Source organism: Desulfovibrio faecalis (assembly GCF_053570625.1).
This window is the reverse complement of sequence record NZ_JBRBQR010000002.1, coordinates 1-21,505: the sequence shown is the minus strand read 5'-3', so window position 1 is coordinate 21,505 and position 21,505 is coordinate 1. Positions and strand designations below refer to the sequence as shown.

The window sequence follows — 21,505 nt, the reverse complement described above, 5'->3', positions numbered from 1 at the left end:
TCGACAACACGAACGCCAGCCACGGCTTGCCGCAAGGTCCCAATAATCTGCTCTTCGGTGAATCTGCTACGTTTCATTTTTGTGCTCCTATGTCAGGAACACTAACTTTTCAATGGCATACTTTTCGGGGGGAGGGTCATAAGGTCAAAAATTTCCACACCCTATCTCAGGAAGGGGCAGGTGTATTTTGTACACTAAAATGCGCCAGAAATAACCGGCGGAATTGATTGAATGAATTTTTTGGTAGCACTGCCACGGTGCATAACAAAAATGACTTTTGCTCCCCACCTAGGCTTGTCTACCTTGAAAAAGGAGGTTGCTAAGTCTAATTCCAGCGCCACCCGATTCATACTGGAAAAACTCCATGCTGTAACATGCGCAGGATGCCTCCAGTATCTTTTGTCGGGATTAGGGTGCTGGCTTAAACTACCACCATGCCAAAAATCAGTGCATCCGACGATGGCGCCTTCATCTTCCAACCTGTCAGCCAAAAACTTTAAATCCTGCATGGGAGTTATGAAGTGTTCAAAAACCTCAAAGGCGGAAATAAGATCCCATTTTTTATTGGGCAACTGATCACGATGATAGAAACGATCATTCCCCAACTGCTTTTTACGCTCCTCAATTAGGGGAATCCAGAGATCACAGCCCACAGCGTCAAATCCATCATCAAGCAAACGCTTGGGAATAAGGCTCCACCCTGCCCCGTATAGCAACGCTTTTTTCCAACCCATTCCATTCAAAAACAGTTCGCAAAAATAACCTTCACGGGTATGAACAAGTGATTCAGGCGGCTGTTTTGCGCCGTCAGCTTCTCCTTTGCCGAGTTGGGTAGCGATATCCATCCCTAGTTTGTACTGGAGCAATCCACATGTGGGACAAACCAACCACTCTTTGTCATGATAATATTCATACGATCGAAGTTGATCTCCACAAATATCACAGGGCGACATCGGGGTGGCGCCTCTTCCCAAACCAATACATCGCGGCATTGGATAGTCAGGTTGTCTCCCCACCGCTTGAATGGCCCGTGCCCTATCTTCCAGCAATTCTTGCGTAACCGCTTTTTCGCCATACTGTAGGATTATACCATCAATGAATGCCAGCGCATCTAGCGGAAACCCCTCCCGAAGCTTTCTCTGCGCCTCACAATGAAACGCGGTCACTTCATTTTGCAGATTATCATCTAACGGGTTAGTTTTCGATTCCAAAACGCCATATACCCGTTTGGAGTTTTCCATTGAGTCGTTCCTGTTTGGCTAAAGGGCGATTAAAATGTTAAAAATTTGGCACAATATGCTCAAATATTTTGCCCAGTGACTTGTCGCACTTGTCCCCAACAATAGTCCTTTCACGGGTTGCAATATCTGATCCAGAGTTAATATATGCAGCAAACTCATCTCCCCAAATTGATCTTTGATAGTCATTAGTGAGCAGTGGGAGAATATTCATGTTAGTTTCCAAAAGTTAGTTATTAAAGTAATTTTGTTTAAGAATTCTTTGCCTTCTTGTGGAAATGGTACTGTCTTGACGTGTTGAAAAGCCCCGATGGGTTCTGGAGTTGCCCCTGCTAAACCGGACACTCCAAGTTTTGCAATGTACGGATAAACTCACGAGGTGAGAGCATCCGCAGGGCCTTATGTGGGGCATTTTCATTATAGTCTTCAAACCAGCCGGGAAGCTGCGCCATCACAGTTTCGGCATCCGATCGATCGTTGCAGAAGACGTAATCCCGTTTGAATGTTTTGACGAGAGCTTCAGCCATACCGTTGCGTTGGGGGCTGCGAGCCGGAGTAAACTTGCTGACGACGCCCAGCGCGGCGGCAAAAGTTATTGTTTCTCTTGCCGTGTAGCAGGAGCCGTTGTTGGAGAGCCATTCAACTGGCCGCAATGTTTTGACATCACCAAAGCGTTTTTCAACGCATGCCAGAATGACGCTTTGCGCCATGTCAGCACTGTACCCGCCAGTGGTGGCGGCATAGGCCATCACTTCCCGGTCGCAAGTATCCAGGGCAAAAATAACGCGCACACGCGCACCGTTGTCGCAGGCAATCTCAAACCCGTCAGAGCACCAACGTTGATTCCTTTGTAGTGTGGAAACCTTGCCCGTGTGCGCTTTGTCAGGTCGGCTGCCAGTAAACCGTGCCAGCAACAGGTTGTTCTGTCTCATTATCCTGTATACACGTTTATGGTTGACCGGAGTGCGCCCACCGGCAATCAGTTGCTGATTAAGCAGCCGCTGGATACGCCTATAGCCGTAAGTCTGGCGTCTGCCCAAAAGTTCGACGATCAGCGGTAAAAGGAATGCGTCTTCCGCTTTGCTGTATCGTTCCGGACGAGGCCGCGGGCTGCGGCTACGCTCATAGGTGTTGGAGCGGGACACCGCCAGGCGTCTGTGACCCGTTTCACTGGAAATCCTCGACGCCTGACAAGGGCAGCCGCGAGATGAGTTTTTTTCGCGGCCAATGCGAACAGCTCCTTTAAGGATTTCCACTTCCAGTGTCTTGTGCCAAGGACGTGTTCCGACTGACGGATTCGCTTTTTCAGGGCCTTTACTTCGGCAGCGCTGACGACCTCGTTATTAACTTCAATGGATGTCTTGCCGTCTTCACTCATCTGTTTTGTCAGCGGTAAAGCAAATTCGGAGCAACGCCATACGTTCGTGCCACCAGAGAAACCGACTGATCGGGGCCATGCGGGCTTCTATCAAGCTAACCTTCTCATCAGCTGACTAGCGACGACGGGGCGTTATGTTTACTATCTCCACCGTTGAACTTAGCACTAGTTCCAGACATAGTTCCAGCACCTCCTCCCGGGTTAGTGGGGGCAGGGCGAAATGGGGACTACTCCATTATCATCCATAGCCGTAATGGAAGCAACTACCTTGGGTTCTACCTCAAAGACGGGGGCATAGCGCCTCGACAAAAAAATGGGCATACCAAGCAAAGTCGGTATGCCCACCAGGGCAGCTTTTATTTTCCGACCAAAGAAAAGAAGAGAAGGCTCTGTGGAAGGATTGTTAATTGGCTTGCGGGATTTTGCAATCGAAAAAGTGGTCAGCCATGTTCCGCCGGTGTTTGAGGCCAGATGGACGGGCAAGAATACGTGCCCGCACTGCAGATGCGAAAAACTACGCATCAAGGACTCATTCTGGCGATCAATACGCAATATTTCCATTCATGGTCGACCATCACGCCTGTTGATTCGCTGCCATAAATACCGATGTGAAGACTGTGGAAGATATTTCAATACCAGACTTGCAGGCATAAAAGTGTGGAGCAGGACAACAGAACTGCTCAAACGCAACGTATTTCAGGCCTATAATAAAGGCATTTCTTGCAAGGAAATCGCCGATGAGCACCGCATTGGTGTTGCCAGCGTGGAGCGGTACTACCACCAGATGATGCAGCACAAGAGCGGCCACTGGGCAAACCGCGCATGCCCGCGCATTCTGGGCATTGATGAGCACCGATTTGCGCGCAGACAGGGCTTTGCGACCACGTTTAGCGACTTGGCCCGGCGCAGAGTCTTTGATGTAGTAAAGGGGCGCAGCGCCGCCGATATGCGCGATTTTTTGCAATCACTGCAAGGCCGCCACAAAGTAAAGGTTGTTTGCATTGATATGAATTCTGCGTATCGGCGATTGGTGCGGGAGTGGTTTCCCAATGCGCGCATTGTTGCGGACAGGTTTCATGTCATCAGGCTTGTGAATCAGCACTTTTCAGAACTGTGCAAGGCAGTTGATGAAAGACAGCTAGCTTATGGTCGCGGCGGCATGATGCGTCTTTTGCTGACTCGCCGTGAGCGGTTAACAGACTCGCAAAAAGAGCGATTGCGAACATACTTTGCTGACAGGCCGGACATTGAATCACTGTACGAATTTTTTGCATGAAACCGCCGATTTATTGCGTGTGCGGGCGCAAAACATTGATTCTTGCCGCAAGTATGTATCTGAATTATTGGACAAAATTGATCAACTTCGAAAAACGCCCTTCGCGCCGTTGCGCACCTTGGGCAAGACGTTGCATAATTGGCGGGAAGAAGTGGCCCGAATGTTCCGTTTTACGCGGAATAACGGCATCACTGAAGGTTTTCACCGCAAAATGAAGTTGATCCAGCGGCGTGCGTATGGTTTTCGTAACTTCGAAAACTACCGCCTGCGCGTGCGCGTTTTGTGCTGCTGAAATGGCTGGTGAATTGATCAGAAACCTGTCGGAAAAACTGCCCGTTGAAGGGGCTTGCCCCTGTCTTTGGTGTAGACCCGTTTTGTGCTGCTGAAATGGCTGTGGAATCGTTCAGAAACCTGTCGGAAAGCTGCCCATTGAAGGGGCTTGCCCCCGTCTTTGGTGTAGAGCCTCAAAAAGTCAGCAGCCCGGTAGCTGACCAACATCAGGTCAACAAAAAAGCCCTTGCAGCTATAAACTGTAAGGGCTTTATCTGTAAGCTTTTATGGAGCGGGAAACGGGATTTGAACCCGCAACCTTCAGCTTGGGAAGCTGACACTCTACCGTTGAGTTATTCCCGCAAAAGTGGAGCGGGAGACGGGATTTGAACCCGCGACTTCAACCTTGGCAAGGTTGCACTCTACCACTGAGTTACTCCCGCATGGTATGCGAAACGGCGAAGCGTAAAGGATGCTGTTGGAGGCGGCATCCAGATTTGAACTGGAGATGGAGGTTTTGCAGACCTCTGCCTTACCACTTGGCTATGCCGCCAGCAAAAAAAGTGGAGCGGGAGACGGGATTTGAACCCGCGACTTCAACCTTGGCAAGGTTGCACTCTACCACTGAGTTACTCCCGCTCAGCGAGAAAACGTTCTACGCGGACTAGGCTGAGGTGTCAAGCATTGCTGGACTTTTTTTCGCCGCTTTTTTGACAAATTTGTTAATTAGCTGAAATAACAAATAAAATATCCAGCTGTCATCCGCCGAGACGGAGCCTCCTCTTTGCAATCAGGGCCACCGGCGCTACCGATGGCCCCACACATGCCGCACGCGCCGTGTTTAGGCGCGCATGCAGGCCGTATATTTCGCCTGGTACTCTAGCCTAATCCTTGCGGTTGTCCACAATGCGCTTGGCCTTGCCCTCGGAGCGCTCAATGGAGCGGGGTTCCATCAGGCGTACCTTGGCGGAGACGCCCAGGTATTCCTTGATGGTCTTTTGCAGGCGGCCTTCAAGCATTTGCAGCTTGCGGATTTCATCTGCAAAGAGATTTTCGTTCATTTCAACGCGCACTTCAAGGGTATCAAGGTTGTGCACTCGATCCACGATGATCTGGTAATTGGGGGAAAGCCCCTCGCTTTCCATCAGGATGCCCTCAATCTGCTGCGGGAACACGTTGACGCCACGGATGATGAGCATGTCGTCGCTGCGGCCCTGGAGGCGCGAAATGCGAACGTGGGTGCGACCGCAACGGCAGGGAGTGTAATCAAGGCTGGTGAGGTCGCGCGTGCGGTAGCGCAACATGGGGATGCCTTCCTTGGTCAGCGTGGTCAGCACCAGTTCGCCCACTTCGCCAGGGGGGAGCTGGTCGCCCGTAACGGGGTCAATGATCTCGGGCAGAATGTGGTCTTCCCACAAATGCATGCCGCACTTTGCTTCTTCGCATTCCATGGCAACGCCGGGCCCCATGATTTCGGACAGGCCGTAAATGTTCATGGCGCTGATGTCCATTTTGTCCTCAATGTCGCGGCGCATGGCTTCAGACCACGGCTCGGCACCGAACACACCCACGCGCAGGGGCAGATCGCGAAAATTGACGCCCACTTCCATGGACGCTTCCCACAGATGCAGACCGTATGAAGGCGTGGCGCAGAGCACAGTTGCGCCAAAATCGCGCAGCAATCCGGCCTGACGCCGGGTCGCGCCGCCAGATGCGGGTACAACGGTGGCGCCAAGGCGCTCCGCGCCATAGTGCGCGCCCAGCCCGCCGGTAAAGAGGCCGTAACCATAGGCCACATGCACCACGTCCGAGCGCACCACGCCTGCGGCCGCCAGGCTGCGGGCCATCAGCTCCGCCCATGTTTCAAGGTCTCGCTGGGTATAGCCCACCACAACAGATTTGCCAGTGGTGCCGCTGGAGGCGTGCAGGCGCACAATGTGATCCTTGGGAACCGCAAAAAGGCCATAGGGATAGTGGTTGCGCAGATCCTGCTTTTCCGTAAAGGGCAGCAGTTTCAGATCCGCCAGCGACTTGATGTCGGCAGGGGTGATGCCCGCCTCGTCAAAGCGTTTGCGATAAAAGGGCACGTTGGCGTAGACGCGGTTGCACAAATCACGCAGGCGGCGCAGTTGCAGCGCCTCCATTTCTTCGCGTGGCAGAGTTTCCTGTTTGATGTTGAAAAGCACGGCCCTCTCCTTCTGCGGCTGGCGTTTGGCGGCGCAAAAGCGCGACGCTGATCCCTGAAAAGCTTCGTTTGGGTATGCCGCAATGCGCTGGCGCGGTCAATACAGATTGGCGCGATTTCGCGCCCGTTTCAGCGCGTTGGCGGCTTGCTGCGCCATTGCTCTTGCCCCGTCTTTACGTTATGTGCAGGGTATGGAAAACAACACTTCTTCTTCACCTGCAGGGGGCGCTGCCCCCAAGCGTTATTCGGATGTCCCTCTGGAAGAAAAGCTGGCGGACGTGGTCACGTGGCTTGAAGAGCATAAGGCCGCGCGCGTGGTCAGCATCGATATGGCCGGGCAGGGCGGTTTTGCCGAGGCTCTGGTCATTGCCAGCGCCGGTTCGGTGCGTCACGCCCAGAGCCTCGCCGATGGCGTGGGCGAACTTTGCCGCCAGCGCAATTTTGAATATCTGCGCATGGAAGGCTACACCGCCGGTCAATGGATTCTGGTGGACATGAACGACATTGTCGTCAACGTTTTTCTGGAGCCGGTGCGCGAGCTTTACGGCCTTGAAGCCCTGTGGGGCAAGGCCGCATCTCTGGCCGAAGCCCGAAGCGGGGAATAATCATGACGCCCACGCTCTTGCTGATTCTTGATGGCTGGGGGATTGCCGAGCCGGGGCCCGGCAACGCGCCCTATATTGCAGCTACACCCAATATGGATGCGCTCATGGCGCGCTGCCCGCATTCCCAACTGACGGCCTCCGGGCGCGATGTGGGGCTGCCGCGCGGCTATATGGGCAATTCCGAGGTGGGGCATCTGAACATCGGCGCAGGCCGCGTGGTGTATCAGGATATGACCCGCATCGACGTGGCGCTGGAAGACGGCAGTTTTGCCGCCAATCCGGTGCTCAACGGGCTGCTTGAATCAATTCGCAAGAGCGGCGGCAAGCTGCATCTGGCGGGGCTGCTTTCTGATGGCGGTGTGCACAGTCACATCCATCACCTTGAAGCCCTGTGCGTCATGGCCCATAAGGCCGGGGTGCCCGTGCGCATCCACTGCCTCATGGATGGGCGCGACCGCGACCCGCACAGCGGCGTGGATTTTATGCGCGCGCTGCAAAAGAGCATCGAAGGGCAACCCAAGACGCGCATCGCCAGCATGGTGGGCCGTTTTTTTGCCATGGATCGCGACAAGCACTGGGAGCGCCTTGCCGAAGCGTGGGAAGTTATCGTTCACGGTACCCCTGCAACAACGCTTACACCCGTTGCGGCCATTGAAGCCTCGTATGCGGCTGGCATCACAGACGAATTCATCAAACCCCTGTGCTTTGCAACGGGCGATGACGCAGGCATGGCCGATGGCGACGGCTTGTTCCTGTTCAACTTCCGCGCAGACCGTATGCGTCAGTTCACCCAGGCTTTTATTCAGCCGGGGTTTGACGGTTTTGATCGCGGCCGCGTTCCGGTTCTGGCCGGAGTTGCTTCAATGACCGCCTATGAATCAAGTTTTAATATCCCCGTGGCCTTTCCCAAGGAGGCCGTGAGCATGGGGCTTGGCGAGGTGGTTTCCCGGCATGGACTGAAGCAGCTACGCCTTGCGGAAACGGAAAAATACGCGCACGTCACCTACTTTTTCAACGGCGGGATTGAAGAGCCTTTTGCTGGTGAGGATCGTATTCTTGTGCCTTCCCCCCGCGAGGTGAAAACCTACGATCAAAAGCCCTCCATGAGCGCCGTTGAAGTGACGGACAAGTTTGTGGAAGCCTGGAATTCCGGCGCGTACGATCTTGTGGTCTGCAATCTCGCCAATGGCGACATGGTGGGCCATACGGGCATTCTCCAGGCTGCGGTCAACGCCTGCGAAGTGGTTGACGCCTGCCTGGGGCGCATGGTCGCAGCTGTGGAGGCACGCAAGGGCCGCATGATTGTCATTGCCGACCACGGCAATTGCGAAAAGATGCTCACGCCCGAAGGCCAGCCCCACACGGCTCACACCACCAATCCCGTTCCCTGCATTCTGCTGGAGCCGGATGGAAAGGTGCATGCTCTGGCAGATGGCAGGCTGGCCGATGTGGCCACCACCATTCTTGGTCTTTGGGGAATGCAGCCTTCTGAACTGATGACCGGGCGCAATCTGGCCGCGCCTCAAAATGAAGGGGAGGCCAGCCGTGGCTGAGCGCAAGCGACCCGTCCAGCCTGTTGCGCCTGACGGAATGGAGATCCTGTTTTTTTATCAGTGCCCCAACTGCGGCAAGCATGTGCCGCAAGCAAGCCCAACGGAGCCGCGCATGGTGCGCTGCCCTGGCTGCTCCCAGTCCTTTCCCATCATTCCGGTTGACGAGCACAGCCTGCACTATGTGCGCATTATGCTGGCAGAGGGCAAAGCTGCCGCTGATCCTGATTTTCTGTAAGTCGAAGTACCAGTAAGTTTTGGTTTTTGGGTGAGTCCGTGGCCCGCCCCTGTTCATGCTGCCGCAGCAATGCTGGCTTTGAACAGGGGCGGGCTTTTGTGTGCGAACCTGCCTCCATTAAAATGAGGGGCTTCTTGTGCTGCAAAAATTTGAACGCGTTTTTGCGGCAAACCCACGCAGGCAGTTTTGGGGAATAATAGGTGTATGATGGCTCCTGGCGCAGCTAGTTTCGTGGCTTTGGATTGGCGGAATGAAGGCCTTGGCATTGCCTGCATGTCATTTAAGCGTCATATTTCTGCCATTGTGACAGTCTGGTAAAAATTTTTTGACGAAAATGGTTGCCATCATCCATGATTCTAGGTATGTTTTCACAGCCTGTGTTGGAGCAGGCCTGTGTCAACCCTGTGGGAAAAACTAGAGAGGAAGGGATTTATGAAACGCATCTGTACGCTTATCCTGGCCGCTGGCTTGGTGTTCGGCGCGGCCACCGGTGCCAGCGCCATTGATTTCAAGGCCAAGGGTCAGTGGCTCATGGGCTTCGGCGTGGGCACTGACAGCATGGTCAGCAAAACACGTACCGGCAATGACGGCAAGGTCAAAGCCAACAATACCGATATGTTTGACGCTCAGCAGCGTGTGCGCTTGCAGTTGGATGCAGTGGCTTCTGAAGCCCTGTCCGGCACCGTGTACTTTGAAATCGGCACGCAGAAGTGGGGCCAGTCCTCCACTGGCGGTGCCCTCGGCGCTGACGGCAACAATCAGGTGCGCGTGAAAAACGCCTACATCGACTGGGCTATCCCCCAGACCGATGCCAAGATCCGTATGGGTATCCAGGGTCTTGCCCTGCCCAACACCATTGCTGGCGGATCCGCCGTGCTTGACACCGATGTGGCCGCTGTTGTCGGTTCGTACAAATTCAACGAAAACGTGGGCCTTACCGCGTTCTGGGCACGTCCCTTCAACGACAACTACACTGGCAACGACCCCCGCTACTCTGACCGCGCGAACTACCTTGACAACATGGATCTGTTCGGCGTGATGGCTCCCCTGACCTTTGACGGCGTTAATCTTACGCCTTGGGTCATGTACGGCATGATGGGCAGAAATGCCCTGACCAACGGCAGCAATCCCAATGCTAACCCCGGCAGCCGTGACGGTAACCCGCCTTTGACCCTTTTGCCCTATCCTGTGGGCACCTCGATTGCCAATACCGATTATGTCCGTCTGGGCGGCACCAGCAAGTCCTACGGTTCCATGTTCTGGGCTGGTCTGCCCCTGGCTGTGACCATGTTCGATCCCTTGAACATCGAACTGGACATCAACTACGGCTATGTGGAATCCATGGGCCGTTACGATGTGCAGAAGGGCCAGGGTGGCGATTGGGTGCGCGGCAGCACTCAGCGTCAGGGCTGGCTGGCCAAGGCTCTTGTTGAATACAAAATGGATTGGGCTACCCCCGGCCTGTTCGGCTGGTACGCTTCCGGCGATGACGGCAGCGTGAAGAACGGCTCTGAACGCATGCCTTCTATCGTTCCTACCGGCAACATGACCTCCTACATGGGCGACGGCAATATGGGCTGGCTGCGTCAGGACTACGGCGTTGACTACTCCGGCACTTGGGGCATCGGCGCCCAGTTGAAGGACATGAGCTTCCTGGAAGACCTGAAGCACACCTTCCGCGTGGCCTACTGGGGCGGTACCAACAGCACCAGCATGGTTAAATACATGCGCAACGCTTATGCTTGGACCGAAGGCTACAACTCTGACAACAACTCCATCATGCCCTATATGACCACCAATGATGGTCTTGTGGAATTCAACCTTGTGAACTCCTACAAGATCTACCAGAACCTGGAAATGAACCTGGAACTGGATTACCTGGTCAACTGCATGGACAACAGCACCTGGAAGAAGGCCCAGACTCCTAGCTCGTTCAGCAAGCAGGATATGTGGAAGGCCCAGGTGGTCTTCGCGTACAGCTTCTAGCCCAAGCGCAACCGTCTGCGGACGGCTTGATACGCATTCAAAGGGAGGCCTTCGGGCCTCCCTTTTTGCGTCTGTGCCAAGGCTTTTTGTTGAGCCATGCTCTGGCCGTCTGCCCTCCCCAGCGTAAAGCTGCCAGCGCTGTTTGGGAGAAGAGCGCAACGGCAGAAGCGCAAGACCGCGTGGCTTTTCGCCAATCTGACAACCTCTCAGCTTGTCTCTACAGCGGATAGAACGGATCCCGCCGCTGGATGTGCGGCAATGCAGCAGCCTGCCTTTGCTTCCAGCACTGATGGTAAGATCATAATGACCAGAGCCCGCTTTCGCGGGCTCTGACAGAGAGGAGGGAAGAAGAGGGTATTGGAGTCTGGAGGCGGGAGGGTGTGAGAATTAGTGACGTTTCTGCAACCTGTCGCGCAGAATGATGGCAAGCAGGTTCATACCCAGTACCAGCAAGAGCAGCACGAGGCCGGTGCCGTATTGCAGGGGGCGGGTCTTGTCGATTTCCGTACCAGCCGTGGCAAGAACATACATATGATAGGGGAGCGCCATGACCGGGCTGAATATGGAATCCGGCCCCTTGGGCATATAGAATACCGAGGCCGTAAACATGATGGCGGCAGTTTCGCCCGCAGCACGCGCCACGCCAAGAATAGCCCCAGTGAGCATGCCGGGCAGCGCGCTTGGCAAAATAACACGGGCAATAGTCTGCGATTTGGTTGCGCCCAGAGCCAGCGAGGCCTCGCGGTATGTGTCCGGCACGTTGCGCAGGGCTTCTTCGGCTGTGCCGATAATGACCGGCAGGGTCAGGACCGCAAGGGTGAGCACGCCAGAAAGAATACTAACGCCAAATCCACAAAAGGTAACAAAAAACGAAAGTCCGAACAGGCCAAAGACAACCGAAGGCACACCCGCGAGGTTGTTGACCCCCAGCCGCACGAAGCGGGCAAAGGCGTTACGCTTGGCGTATTCATTGAGGTACACGGCGGAGGCCACGCCCAGAGGAAACGCCAGCAAAAGTGAACCCAGCGAAAGAATTGCCGTGCCGACGATACAGGGGAATATACCGCCCTTGGTCATCATCTGCCGGGGAGCCTCGGTCAGGAACGACCAGCTCAGGGCAGGCAAGCCGTTTTGCAGCAAAAAGGCGCATACGGCAAGCAATGCCAGCACGTTACAAGCGGCAATCGCGCGCAACATCCAGAACATGAAGGTCTGGTACTGCCCACGGCCCTTGCCGCTGGCAAATTGCAGGCGCACGCCTTCTTCGCGCGGCGGTTCTTCTGCATCGTGGTGTTTGAGGTCTGCTTCCAGAGGGCGCGGTGTGAGCTTGATGCTCGGCCCGGTGGAAGGAACAGGGGTAAGGCGGCTGGTGGCTGACATGGATTTTTCCTCGTTCTGAACTGGCGTCATACTGCGCAACCTGGCAACACTGAACGGTTACAGGCTTGAGGTTCCCACCTGACGGTGCTTCTCGGCTATGTATCCGGCAGCCAGATTGAAGGCCAGCGTCAGGAAAAAGAGCACAATGCCAATGGCAAAAAGCGCGTGGTAGTGCTCGCTACGGAATGCTGCTTCCGCCATTTCTGCGGCAATGCTGGCGGGCATGGGCCGCACCGGGTCAAGCAGCGAGGTGGGGATGATGCCAGCACCGCCAGCAACCATCAGCACCACCATGGTTTCACCGATGGCGCGCGACATGCCAAGCATCACAGCTGTGCCTATGCCCGAAAGAGCGGCAGGAATAACCACTCGCACTGTGGTCTGCCAGCGGGTAGCGCCCAGTGCCAGCGATGCCTCGCGCAGGTCGCGCGGCACACCGAACAGGGCATCTTCAGACACGGAGCAGATGGTCGGCACGCTCATGAGCGCCAGCACCAGCGAGGCATTGAGCAGATTCAAGCCTGTGGCTGCGTCCAGAAAATCCTGTAGGAAGGGCGCAAGCACCACCATACCCAGAAAACCCAGCACAACCGAGGGCAATGCCGCCAGCAGTTCCACGAAAGGCTTAATGACGCGCCGCACATTGGGGTGAGCGATTTCCGTCAGGTAAACCGCTGTCAGCACCCCCATGGGCACCGCCAGCAGAGATGAAAGCACCGTCACCGCCAGTGAGGCCACCAGCAGGGGGAATATGCCGAACAATCCCGGTTCCTCAGTGGGATACCACAGGTTGCCGAAAAGAAAATTGAGGAAGGGATATTCGCTGAAAAGCGGCAGGCCTTCCATGAAGAGAAAAATGACAATACCAGCCAGAGCCAGCAGCGAGCTGCCTGCCATGGTGGTAAGGGTGACGCGCACCGCTTTTTCCTTGATGTCTCTGGAGCGCATTGCGCTTTCTCCCCGGCGGGTGCGGGAGGCACATGCCGTCCCGCTCCGCCGATGCTGTGGGTGTAACGCGGTAGTATCTACCTACTTGCCCAGGGGCACATAACCCACTTCAAGCACGTTCTTCTGGCCCTTGCCGGGATCCAGCAGGTAATCCACAAAGGCCTTGGCGCCGCCAGCAGGCGCGCCGTTGGTGAAGACAAAAAGTTCGCGGGCGATGGGCCACTGCTTTGAAAGGGCGGTCTGGGCGCTGGCGGTCACATCATTGACCTTGAGGCCCTTGGTGGACTTGTCGAGATAGCCAAGGCCAACATAGCCGATGGCGTTCTTGTTCTTGGAAATGGCCTGCACCACAGCGCCGTTGGACGCCTGCATGAGGGCGGCGGGGTTAACGCGCTCTTCCTTCATAATAAGTTCCTGCCAGCATTCAAAGGTGCCGGAGGACGTATCGCGGGAGATGACAACGATCTTGCCGTCCTGACCGCCAATTTCCTTCCAGTTGGTGATCTTGCCCGCGTAGATGTCGCGCAGCTGGGCAGTGGTGAGGGCTGCAACAGGGTTGGCGGGGTTGACCACAGGTACGATGGCGTCAACGGCAACAACTATGCGGTTGGGGGTCACGCCGTTTTTCTTGGCGGCTTCAACTTCTTTTTCCTTGATGTCGCGCGAGCTCATGGCGATGTCGCACTGCTTTTCAATGAGTGCCTTGATGCCGTTGCCGGAACCGCCGCCGGAAATGCTCAGTTCCACATCGGGGTGGGAGGCCATGAAAGCTTCGCCAGCTTTCTGGACCACAGGAAGCACAGTCGTGGAACCGTTGATGACAACCTGTTGGGCAGCCATGGCCGGAGCGCTGAGGCTCAGAACCGTGAGGGCAGTGGCGAGCAGTTTTCCGATAGACATGGATTTTCTCCTTGGTTTCTAATGTTGGTGCCGGGGTGTTTCCCGGTACGTTTCTCTTTTTGCCCGCCTCTGTTACAGAAATATGACGAAACGAAGAAGACTGCGTGAAGCTGCAATCTGCGCAATTAACATGCTGAAATATTGCAGATTGTTTAAAATGTTTTTCGTCACGCAATTGTAACATGCCCTCCATCAGTTTGGCGCACAAAGCCGCTGTACTCTGTTTGCGTCATAGAGGTGAAACATATGAGCCAGCAAATACTGATAGTTGAAGACGAAGCCGATATTCGTGAACTTTTGCGTTTCAATCTTGAGCGCGAGGGATTCACCGTGCATGAAGCAGCCGACGGCACACAGGGTCTGGCCCTTGCCCGGCAGCACACCCCCGACCTGGTGCTCCTTGATGTGATGCTCCCGGGTGTGGATGGATTTGAGGTGTGCCGCCGCCTTGGGGCGCAGGCTGAAACCTCCCACATTCCGGTACTCATGCTCACCGCCCGTGGTGAAGAAGTGGACCGGGTGGTGGGGCTGAGCCTTGGCGCTGATGATTATGTGGTCAAACCTTTCAGCGTCCGCGAGCTGATGTTGCGCGTCAAGGCCGTGCTGCGGCGCGGCGGGCGCAAGGTTGAAAGCCCCGTGCTTGAACGCCACGGCATACGCCTGCGCACTGAGGCGCATTCCGCCGAAGTGGAAGGCGAGCTGTTGAGCCTCACAGCAACGGAATTCCGGCTGCTTGAAGACCTGCTGCGGCATGCCGGATCAGTCCGTACCCGGGAGCAGCTTCTCAACAACGTTTGGGGGTATTCCTTTGAAGGCTATGCCCGCACCGTGGATACGCATGTGCGCAGGCTGCGCGCCAAGCTGGGCGAGGCAGCTCCCATGCTGGAGACTGTGCGCGGCGTTGGCTACCGCATCAAGGAATAAGGCGCAGCGGCGGGAACAGGGCGGTATGCCTGGCTGATGGCCGACAGTGTCATCGTTTGATCGTTTTGAGGTTGCACATCCTTAAAATGTAATTGCCCACGACAGCATGTTACGAGCGAGAAAAACCATGCTTTCTTTCAGAACACGAATTTTTTGCAGCGTGCTTGCCGCAGCGCTCATTGCTTCGGGAATAGCCGTTTATTACGGCAGGGCTTCCTTTGAGCAGAGCCAGGTTGACGCGGCCCGTGAAAGGCTGCTGCGCGAAACTACGCTGTCTGCCGCCATTCTTGACAAGGCAGGGGCGAACCCTGAGGGCCTGCGCGAGCTGGCAGGCATACTGCAAATGCCGCAGGAACGGCTTTCGCTCCTTGACAACAGCGGCAACGTGCTGGCCGACACTGCGCCGGGCGCGCAGCCGGTTTCCAAGCTCGACAACCATGCGGACAGGCCGGAGGTACGGGCTGCCATGCAGGGCGGGCAGGGATATTCCGTGCGTTCGAGCGGTACGCTGGGCACAGATATGGCGTATGCCTCGGTGCGCGTGAATGACGCGCGGCTGCTGCGTATTGCCCTGCCGCTGAACAACCTGCAACAGGAAATTGAAAGTCGCGTAGCTGTATTTACCAGAATCGGCATTGTAACGCTGGTGCTCTCGCTGATTCTCGCGGGCCTGCTCTCCGGCGCGCTGCGCAATTCACTTTCACAGATGGTCTCTGTGGTGGAAGCCATTTCACTGGGGAATTTTCAGCGGCGTTTGCGGCGCATTCCCGGCAGGGAATTTGCCCCGCTGGCTGAAGCCGTGAACCGTATGGCTGAGAACATTGAAGACCATGTGCGCACGGCAGCGGAGCAGACGGCCCAGCTTGAAAGCATACTGGAAACCATGAGCGACGGCGTACTGGTGCTGGGCCCGCACGGGCGCATTCGCCGCTGCAACCGCGCGTTGGCTCGTGAATTTCCTGCTGCGGCATCGGCCTTGGGCGCGCAGGTGGTGGAAGTCATTCCTTCGCCGCAGTTGCAGGCCGCTGTGGATGCCGCCATGGCCGCCTGCCCGGTACCCGTTTCTGCGCCAGGTTCTGCGCACAGTTCTGGGGCAACCCCGGCAGACGCGGTACAAAACAGTGGTGCCTTCGCTGCGGAACACGAGAGCGCTTCTACAGGCGAAGATCCAACACTCAATCGGGAGCAGCGGTATCTGCAACTTGAGCTTTCGTCCGGACAGGTCATGTCGGTTTGCATCTCCCGCCCGTGCGGCCTTGAGCATCTGGGCCAGACCGGCGTGGGCGCGGTGGCGGTATTCCACGATATTACCGAGCTTATGCGCCTGGAGCGCGTGCGCCGCGATTTTGTGGCCAATGTGTCGCATGAGCTGCGCACCCCGCTGACAGCCATTCAGGGCTATGCTGAAACCCTTATCAGCTTGGATGCCTCGCCAGAATGTCGCCGCTTTGGCGAAATCATTCTGAAACACGGGGTTTGCCTTAGCCGTATGGTGGATGATCTGCTCACCCTTGCCCGACTGGAGGGCAAGACAGGCAGCCTGGAACTCAGCCCCATGGATCCGCGCGATGCCGTATCGCAGGCAACGGGTATGTGCCGCGAAGTGCTTGAGCGCCGGAAGTGTTCGGTGGTTGTGGATATCCCCGAAGACTGCCGCGTGATGGCAAGCCAGCCGCATCTGGCGCAGGTGTTCAGAAACCTTATTGAAAACGCGGGACGTTACGCGCCGGAAGGCGGCGATGTGCGCATCAGCGCGCGCGTGAGCGGCCCGGATGTGGTCTTTCGCGTGGTGGATGACGGCCCCGGTATTCCCAAGGCCGATCTGGAGCGCATTTTTGAACGTTTTTATCAGGTGGAGCGGCACAGGGGGCAGGCAACTACCGGTCTTGGCCTGGCCATCTGCAAACACATTGTTGAACGGCACGGTGGCCGCATCCGGGCGGAAAGCCCGGCGCAGGACGGCAGCACGGCCCTTGTTTTCACCCTATCTTCCGTTTACGGAGCGGCACTTTCATGAACGAGCATCTGCTGGCACGCAACGTCAGTGTATACTACGGGCAAAACAAGGCCCTGCACGAAGTAAGCCTGAATTTTGAGCCGCGCAGGGTTACGGCCCTGATTGGCCCCTCGGGCTGTGGCAAATCAACCTTTCTGCGCTGTCTGAATCGCATGAACGACCTTGTTCCCGGCGCGCGCGTAGAAGGCGAAATCCTTCTGGATGGTCAGGACGTGAACCGTCCCGATACAGATGTGGTTTCGCTGCGCTGCCGCGTGGGCATGGTCTTTCAGAAGCCCAATCCCTTCCCTAAAACCATTTACGAAAACGTGGCCTACGGCCTGCGCGTCAATGGCCTGCGGGACGAAAGCCTGATTGCTGAAAAAGTGGAACTTTCCCTGCGCCGAGCCGCCATTTTTGAAGAAGTCAAAGACCGCCTGCAAAGCCCGGCGCTTGGGCTTTCCGGCGGGCAGCAGCAGCGCCTGTGCATTGCCCGCGCCCTGGCTGTGGAGCCGGAAGTGCTGCTTATGGACGAACCCGCCAGCGCCCTTGACCCCATCGCCACGCAAAAGATTGAAGAAAGTATCCGCGAATTGCGCGAATCGCTTTCCATCATCATTGTTACGCACAACATGCAACAGGCGGCCCGCGTTTCTGACTACACGGCATTTTTTTACATGGGCAGGCTTATTGAACACAACGCCACGGATGTCATGTTCACCAGACCGGCCAAAAAGCAGACGGAAGATTATATTACAGGCCGTTTTGGCTAACCGCCTGCTCTCGCAGCCGTCAGGCCGTCATGTTCAGGCGCTGCCAGCGCGCACTTGAGAGCGCGGGCAGTTCACATTCAAGCGTAATTGTTCCGGGAGAACGATCATGCAGCAACAGGCCAATTATTTGCAACAACTGCTCGTATCACTGCGCACCAGGCTGCTGGTCATGTGCGCCAGCGTGGGCATTGCCCTGGAAGACGCCGGCAAGGCCATGGCGGCTGGTGATCCGGGCCGCGCGGCATCAGTCATTGAAAACGATGCCGCCATTGACGCTCTGGAAAATGAAATTGACGAGATGGCCCTGCAACTGCTTGCCCGCACACAGCCCGTTGCCGGAGATCTGCGTTTTGTGGTCAGCGCTCTGCGTATGGTGGTTGATCTTGAGCGCATTGGCGACGAAGCCGTGAGCATGGCCGAGCAGGCTATTTTGATGCAGGACAAGCCTGGCTTTGGGGTGATCCCCCATGTGCGCGAAATGTACTACAAGGCCAGCGAGGCTTTTGACCGCGCCGTGCGTGTGTTCCGTGAAAACAATGCGCAAGACGCCCTGCATATGCTGCGCGGTGATGAAGAAGCCGTGCAAAGCGAAGTGCGCATCATCCAGCAGATTATGGAAAGCCTTTCTGACCCTGATGCCTCGCTGGATCCCTATCAGGCCATGCACATCATTCTTGTGACCCGCTCGCTTACACGCGTGTGGCGGCGCTCCATCAACATTGCGGAGCAGGTCTACTTTATCAGCCAGGGCGAAAGCGTGAAGCACAAGAGTGAAGAACGCGGCGAAGGGGCGCGCACTGGCGGCGCGGTCCAGTCAGCTGGTATGGCTGACTTCGCGTCCAGTACCTCGTCGGTTTCCGCCATGCACGCGGACGCAGACGATGCGGCAGACGATACCGCTGGCCCTGAAGACCGCACCTGATATCAGACTGTTATTGCAGGCTGAACGCAAAAGCCCCCGAACCTGCGAGGCTCGGGGGCTTTGTCATATCTGATGCAACAAGGCTAGATGAGGTTCTGCTGGCGCAGCACTTCAATGAGTTTTTGTTTGGTGCTTTCGGCCATGGGGCACAAGGGCAGGCGGATTTCCGCTTCCATGCGGCCCATGAGCGCAAGGGCCGTCTTGGCCGGAATGGGATTGCTCTCAAAAAACAGGGCATCGTGCAGGGGGAAGAGCGCGTGATGGATGCGCGCAGCTTCCTTGAGGTCGCCCTTGTTGAAGGCATTGCACATGGCTGCTACGCGCCCTGGCACAAGATTTGAGGTAACGGAAATGATACCCTTGCCGCCAAGCGCCATGAGGGGCAGAGCGGTAAAGTCATCGCCGGAGAGAACGCTGAAGTTTTCGGGGCAGCTTTCAAGTACGCGGCTGCCCTGAATCAGGTCGCCGGTGGCTTCCTTGACGCCCACAATGTTGGGAAAGTCGTGCGCCATACGGGCCAGAGTGGCAGGCAGCAGATTGCAACCCGTGCGTCCCGGCACGTTGTAGGGCACCAGGGGCATGTCCACTGCCTGGGCAATGGCCTTGAAGTGCTGGTACAGGCCTTCCTGAGTGGGCTTGTTGTAATAGGGGGTGATGAGCAGCGCGCCGTCGGCCCCGGCCTTTTGCGCAAACTTGGTCAGGCGGATGGCTTCCATGGTGTTGTTGGAACCCGCGCCCGCCAGTACCGGAACACGCCCCTTGACCTGATCTATGCATATTTCAATGACCCTTTCGTGTTCCTCATGGGTCAGGGTGGCGGATTCGCCCGTGGTGCCGCAGGGAACCAGACCGTGAATGCCTTCGCTGATCTGGTGTTCAATAAATGCGCGGTATGCTTCTTCGTCCAGAGCGTTGTTCTTGAACGGTGTTACAAGCGCGGTCAATGCACCTGAAAATTGCATTACAGACTCCTGTGTGTCAGCGCGCTGCAAAAAGCGAACAAAAGCCCGCGCGAAGGTTTGGCCCTCGCAGGCAGGCGGCCCCGCACGGGCCTCAGGTTCGGCAGCGCGTTACGGCCTTACTGATTGATAAATTCTTTCAATTCCTTGCCCGCTCGGAAAAAGGGCAGGCGTTTCGATTCAACAACGACGCTTTCGCCGGTTTTAGGATTGCGGCCAGCGTAGCCTTCGTACTCCTTGATTTTGAAGCTGCCGAAGCCGCGTATTTCAATACGCTCTCCGGAAAGCAGAGATTTTTTCATTGCGTCGAAGAAGGTGTTGACCACCAACGACGCGTCGTCCAGAGGAATGTTGGTTTCGTCGGCCAGTGCCTTGATAAGCTCGCTCTTGTTCATCATGCCTCCGTGACCGCGTTACAAGTTTGCCCGACAGGGCGACAACGTCGGGCATTTATTAGTAATTCAACCCTATACCTTTTCTCAGACAAGGTAAACAGTTTGACAAAAAATCTAGTCCTGAACCGGAACCGGCTGCAAAATGTTGCGCGATCCAAGCCAGTCAAGCATTCCCAGCCTGATGCGCTGCAAGCGCGAGGCCATATTCTGCAAATCCAGCGCAGCGGGGCTGCCCGGAGAGTGCATCATCAGCGGCTTTTGCAGGCAGACTGCCTCTGGCAATTTTTTGTCGGAGCGCACATGCCCCAGCAAAACAGGCTCTATGTGCAGAAAATGTTTGCACGCGCCGGAAAGTTTGTCGAATGAAGATTTTGCTTCGGCCTGGGAGGTGGCCTGATTGACCAGCACCATGAAGTCGCGCAGGCCGTAACGGCTGTTGAGCACCTTGATGAGGGCGTAGCTGTCGGTCAGGGACGTAGGCTCGGGCGTGATGACAACAACACGCACCGAGGCCATGGCGGCAAAGGTCTGCACTGTGCCGGAAATGCCCGCGCCGATATCCATGAAAACAAAATCATATTTGTGCAGCACAGGTTCCAGCCGGGAGAGCAGCAGGTCGCGCGCCTCGGGTTGCAGCTCGGTCAGTTCCGGCACACCAGACGCTGCGGGCAGCACGGCAAAATCCTCACCATCAATCTGGCAGAGCACGTCCGATACATCGGCTTCGCCCAAGAGGGCTGTCTGGAGGTTGCCTTCCGGCGTAATGCCAAGCAGCACGTCAAGGTTCGCAAGGCCCAGATCGCAGTCCATCAACAGGGTTTTAAATCCCTGCTGGTGCAGGGCGCAGGCTATATTGAGCGACATGTTTGTTTTGCCCACCCCGCCTTTGCCGCTCAGCAGGGCAACGCTCAATGTCGTATTTGCCATCAGTTTCCCCCAAAGAAGAGAAATCGTTTTTCGCTGGAATGTACAAGGGTGGTTCTGGCGTCAAGGGCTGCACCACCCGCTATGCAAATGTGGCCGTGTTTCTGGGCCAGAGCCTCGTCCGTGGCCTGTGCGGCCTTGCCCAGCAGGGCCTCGGGGGTTGGTCTGCCCCCCTGATCGGCGCAGGCTATGCCCAAGGCGCAATTGGCCTTTGCCGCATGCCTGCTTTTGCTGGCAATGGGAATTTCCGCTACGCGGACAGCAAAGATTTTTTGAATCTGCTCGGCCATCAGGCGTGCGCGCAGCACGCTGACGCCGGGCAAGAGCAGGGCAAAGCGCCCAAGGCCGGTACAGCCAAGGGTGTCGCATTCCTCGCGGCACTGCCGCAGGCAGTCCACAAGCAGGGTTTCCAGCGCCTGAACCGAGGCCTCGTCCAGATGCGCCTTGTCCAAAATAACAGCTTCAATCACCGCCAGATCGCCCCCGGTACGGGAAAGGCGCAAGAGTTCGCGGCTTATCTGTACCGTAAACATCTCGGCCATGAGCAGGTGGGCAAGGTGCCCGGGGGCATTGCTGGGGCCGCCGCCAAGTTCCGGCAAAAGGCCGGGGCTGGCAGGCAGGGCGCACCAGCGCCCTGTGGGGTAGCGGCGCAAAAATT

Annotated in this window: 21 protein-coding genes and 4 tRNA genes; 10 read left to right on the top strand and 15 right to left on the bottom strand. The window is 56.4% G+C overall.

From position 1 onward, the window contains the following. Window positions 1-194: 194 nt before the first annotated feature. The 3 genes from ACUZ79_RS15750 to ACUZ79_RS15740 all read right to left on the bottom strand — a co-directional run bounded on the left by ACUZ79_RS15750 (window position 195) and on the right by ACUZ79_RS15740 (window position 2,494). Complete coding sequence (locus ACUZ79_RS15750) at window positions 195-1,241, bottom strand: methyltransferase domain-containing protein (RefSeq protein ID WP_449252197.1); 1,047 nt, start codon at window positions 1,239-1,241, stop codon at window positions 195-197. A 37-nt stretch (window positions 1,242-1,278) separates the two neighbouring features. Next, entirely contained in the window at window positions 1,279-1,452 is a 174-nt protein-coding gene (locus ACUZ79_RS15745) for a hypothetical protein (protein WP_449252196.1), read from the bottom strand. A gap of 118 nt (window positions 1,453-1,570) precedes the next feature. After that, the gene (locus ACUZ79_RS15740; protein ID WP_449252195.1) at window positions 1,571-2,494 is read right to left on the bottom strand and encodes an IS3 family transposase; all 924 of its coding nucleotides are present in this window, start codon (window positions 2,492-2,494) and stop codon (window positions 1,571-1,573) included. Window positions 2,495-2,953: 459 nt separating this feature from the next. Between ACUZ79_RS15740 and ACUZ79_RS15735 the strand changes: the two genes are divergently transcribed. Then, window positions 2,954-3,892, top strand: a complete 939-nt coding sequence (locus ACUZ79_RS15735) for an ISL3 family transposase (protein ID WP_449252194.1) — start codon at window positions 2,954-2,956, stop codon at window positions 3,890-3,892. Further along, window positions 3,885-4,184 carry a transposase gene (locus tag ACUZ79_RS15730; RefSeq protein WP_449252193.1) on the top strand — a complete coding sequence of 100 codons (300 nt, stop codon included), beginning with the start codon at window positions 3,885-3,887 and terminating at the stop codon, window positions 4,182-4,184. Before ACUZ79_RS15735 ends, ACUZ79_RS15730 begins: the two co-directional genes overlap by 8 nt. Window positions 4,185-4,450: 266 nt before the next feature. Here ACUZ79_RS15730 and ACUZ79_RS15725 read toward each other — a convergent pair. The 5 genes from ACUZ79_RS15725 to ACUZ79_RS15705 form a co-directional block, all read right to left on the bottom strand. Further along, window positions 4,451-4,525, bottom strand: a tRNA-Gly gene (locus ACUZ79_RS15725). Between the two features lie 5 nt (window positions 4,526-4,530). Next, window positions 4,531-4,605, bottom strand: a tRNA-Gly gene (locus tag ACUZ79_RS15720). 36 nt (window positions 4,606-4,641) lie between these two features. Continuing rightward, window positions 4,642-4,715, bottom strand: a tRNA-Cys gene (locus ACUZ79_RS15715). A gap of 11 nt (window positions 4,716-4,726) precedes the next feature. Then, window positions 4,727-4,801, bottom strand: a tRNA-Gly gene (locus ACUZ79_RS15710). Between the two features lie 245 nt (window positions 4,802-5,046). After that, window positions 5,047-6,348 carry a phenylacetate--CoA ligase family protein gene (locus ACUZ79_RS15705; protein ID WP_291445419.1) on the bottom strand — a complete coding sequence of 434 codons (1,302 nt, stop codon included), beginning with the start codon at window positions 6,346-6,348 and terminating at the stop codon, window positions 5,047-5,049. Between the two features lie 190 nt (window positions 6,349-6,538). Between ACUZ79_RS15705 and rsfS the strand changes: the two genes are divergently transcribed. The 4 genes from rsfS (at window position 6,539) to ACUZ79_RS15685 (ending at window position 10,726) form a co-directional block, all read left to right on the top strand. Then, window positions 6,539-6,952: a ribosome silencing factor gene (gene rsfS, locus ACUZ79_RS15700; protein WP_411330251.1), complete on the top strand. Its 414-nt coding sequence runs from the start codon at window positions 6,539-6,541 to the stop codon at window positions 6,950-6,952. Then, window positions 6,949-8,505, top strand: coding sequence for a 2,3-bisphosphoglycerate-independent phosphoglycerate mutase (gene gpmI / locus ACUZ79_RS15695; RefSeq protein ID WP_449252198.1), 1,557 nt, complete (start codon window positions 6,949-6,951; stop codon window positions 8,503-8,505). Before rsfS ends, gpmI begins: the two co-directional genes overlap by 4 nt. Beyond that, window positions 8,498-8,740: a hypothetical protein gene (locus ACUZ79_RS15690; protein WP_022659449.1), complete on the top strand. Its 243-nt coding sequence runs from the start codon at window positions 8,498-8,500 to the stop codon at window positions 8,738-8,740. Before gpmI ends, ACUZ79_RS15690 begins: the two co-directional genes overlap by 8 nt. 432 nt (window positions 8,741-9,172) lie before the next feature. Beyond that, entirely contained in the window at window positions 9,173-10,726 is a 1,554-nt protein-coding gene (locus ACUZ79_RS15685) for an outer membrane homotrimeric porin (RefSeq protein ID WP_449252192.1), read from the top strand. 387 nt (window positions 10,727-11,113) lie between these two features. Here the strand turns inward: ACUZ79_RS15685 and pstA are convergent, their stop codons facing one another. The 3 genes from pstA to ACUZ79_RS15670 all read right to left on the bottom strand — a co-directional run bounded on the left by pstA (window position 11,114) and on the right by ACUZ79_RS15670 (window position 13,954). Next, entirely contained in the window at window positions 11,114-11,932 is an 819-nt protein-coding gene (gene pstA, locus ACUZ79_RS15680) for a phosphate ABC transporter permease PstA (protein ID WP_240825943.1), read from the bottom strand. A gap of 231 nt (window positions 11,933-12,163) precedes the next feature. Then, the gene (gene pstC, locus ACUZ79_RS15675; protein ID WP_240825936.1) at window positions 12,164-13,054 is read right to left on the bottom strand and encodes a phosphate ABC transporter permease subunit PstC; all 891 of its coding nucleotides are present in this window, start codon (window positions 13,052-13,054) and stop codon (window positions 12,164-12,166) included. A gap of 81 nt (window positions 13,055-13,135) precedes the next feature. Then, window positions 13,136-13,954 carry a PstS family phosphate ABC transporter substrate-binding protein gene (locus ACUZ79_RS15670; RefSeq protein WP_449252191.1) on the bottom strand — a complete coding sequence of 273 codons (819 nt, stop codon included), beginning with the start codon at window positions 13,952-13,954 and terminating at the stop codon, window positions 13,136-13,138. Between the two features lie 246 nt (window positions 13,955-14,200). On the opposite strand from ACUZ79_RS15670, the gene ACUZ79_RS15665 reads away from it, so the two are divergent. The 4 genes from ACUZ79_RS15665 to phoU all read left to right on the top strand — a co-directional run bounded on the left by ACUZ79_RS15665 (window position 14,201) and on the right by phoU (window position 18,569). Next, window positions 14,201-14,878, top strand: a complete 678-nt coding sequence (locus ACUZ79_RS15665; protein ID WP_240825934.1) for a response regulator — start codon at window positions 14,201-14,203, stop codon at window positions 14,876-14,878. Between the two features lie 127 nt (window positions 14,879-15,005). Further along, window positions 15,006-16,895, top strand: coding sequence for an ATP-binding protein (locus tag ACUZ79_RS15660; protein WP_449252190.1), 1,890 nt, complete (start codon window positions 15,006-15,008; stop codon window positions 16,893-16,895). Further along, window positions 16,892-17,647, top strand: coding sequence for a phosphate ABC transporter ATP-binding protein PstB (gene pstB, locus ACUZ79_RS15655; RefSeq protein WP_022659457.1), 756 nt, complete (start codon window positions 16,892-16,894; stop codon window positions 17,645-17,647). Before ACUZ79_RS15660 ends, pstB begins: the two co-directional genes overlap by 4 nt. A 106-nt stretch (window positions 17,648-17,753) precedes the next feature. Beyond that, window positions 17,754-18,569, top strand: a complete 816-nt coding sequence (gene phoU / locus ACUZ79_RS15650) for a phosphate signaling complex protein PhoU (RefSeq protein WP_449252189.1) — start codon at window positions 17,754-17,756, stop codon at window positions 18,567-18,569. 83 nt (window positions 18,570-18,652) lie between these two features. Here phoU and dapA read toward each other — a convergent pair whose 3' ends face one another. From dapA to ACUZ79_RS15630, 4 genes are all read right to left on the bottom strand, one after another. Then, window positions 18,653-19,531: a 4-hydroxy-tetrahydrodipicolinate synthase gene (dapA, locus tag ACUZ79_RS15645; RefSeq protein WP_449252188.1), complete on the bottom strand. Its 879-nt coding sequence runs from the start codon at window positions 19,529-19,531 to the stop codon at window positions 18,653-18,655. 116 nt (window positions 19,532-19,647) lie between these two features. Continuing rightward, the gene (locus ACUZ79_RS15640) at window positions 19,648-19,923 is read right to left on the bottom strand and encodes an HU family DNA-binding protein (protein ID WP_022659461.1); all 276 of its coding nucleotides are present in this window, start codon (window positions 19,921-19,923) and stop codon (window positions 19,648-19,650) included. Window positions 19,924-20,037: 114 nt separating this feature from the next. Then, window positions 20,038-20,850 (bottom strand): MinD/ParA family protein, encoded by an 813-nt coding sequence (locus ACUZ79_RS15635; protein ID WP_240825927.1) that lies wholly within the window; start codon window positions 20,848-20,850, stop codon window positions 20,038-20,040. Then, window positions 20,850-21,505, bottom strand: a 656-nt coding sequence (locus ACUZ79_RS15630) for a diguanylate cyclase domain-containing protein (RefSeq protein WP_449252187.1), incomplete at its 5' end; no start/stop codon positions are given. The genes ACUZ79_RS15630 and ACUZ79_RS15635, both read right to left, overlap by 1 nt.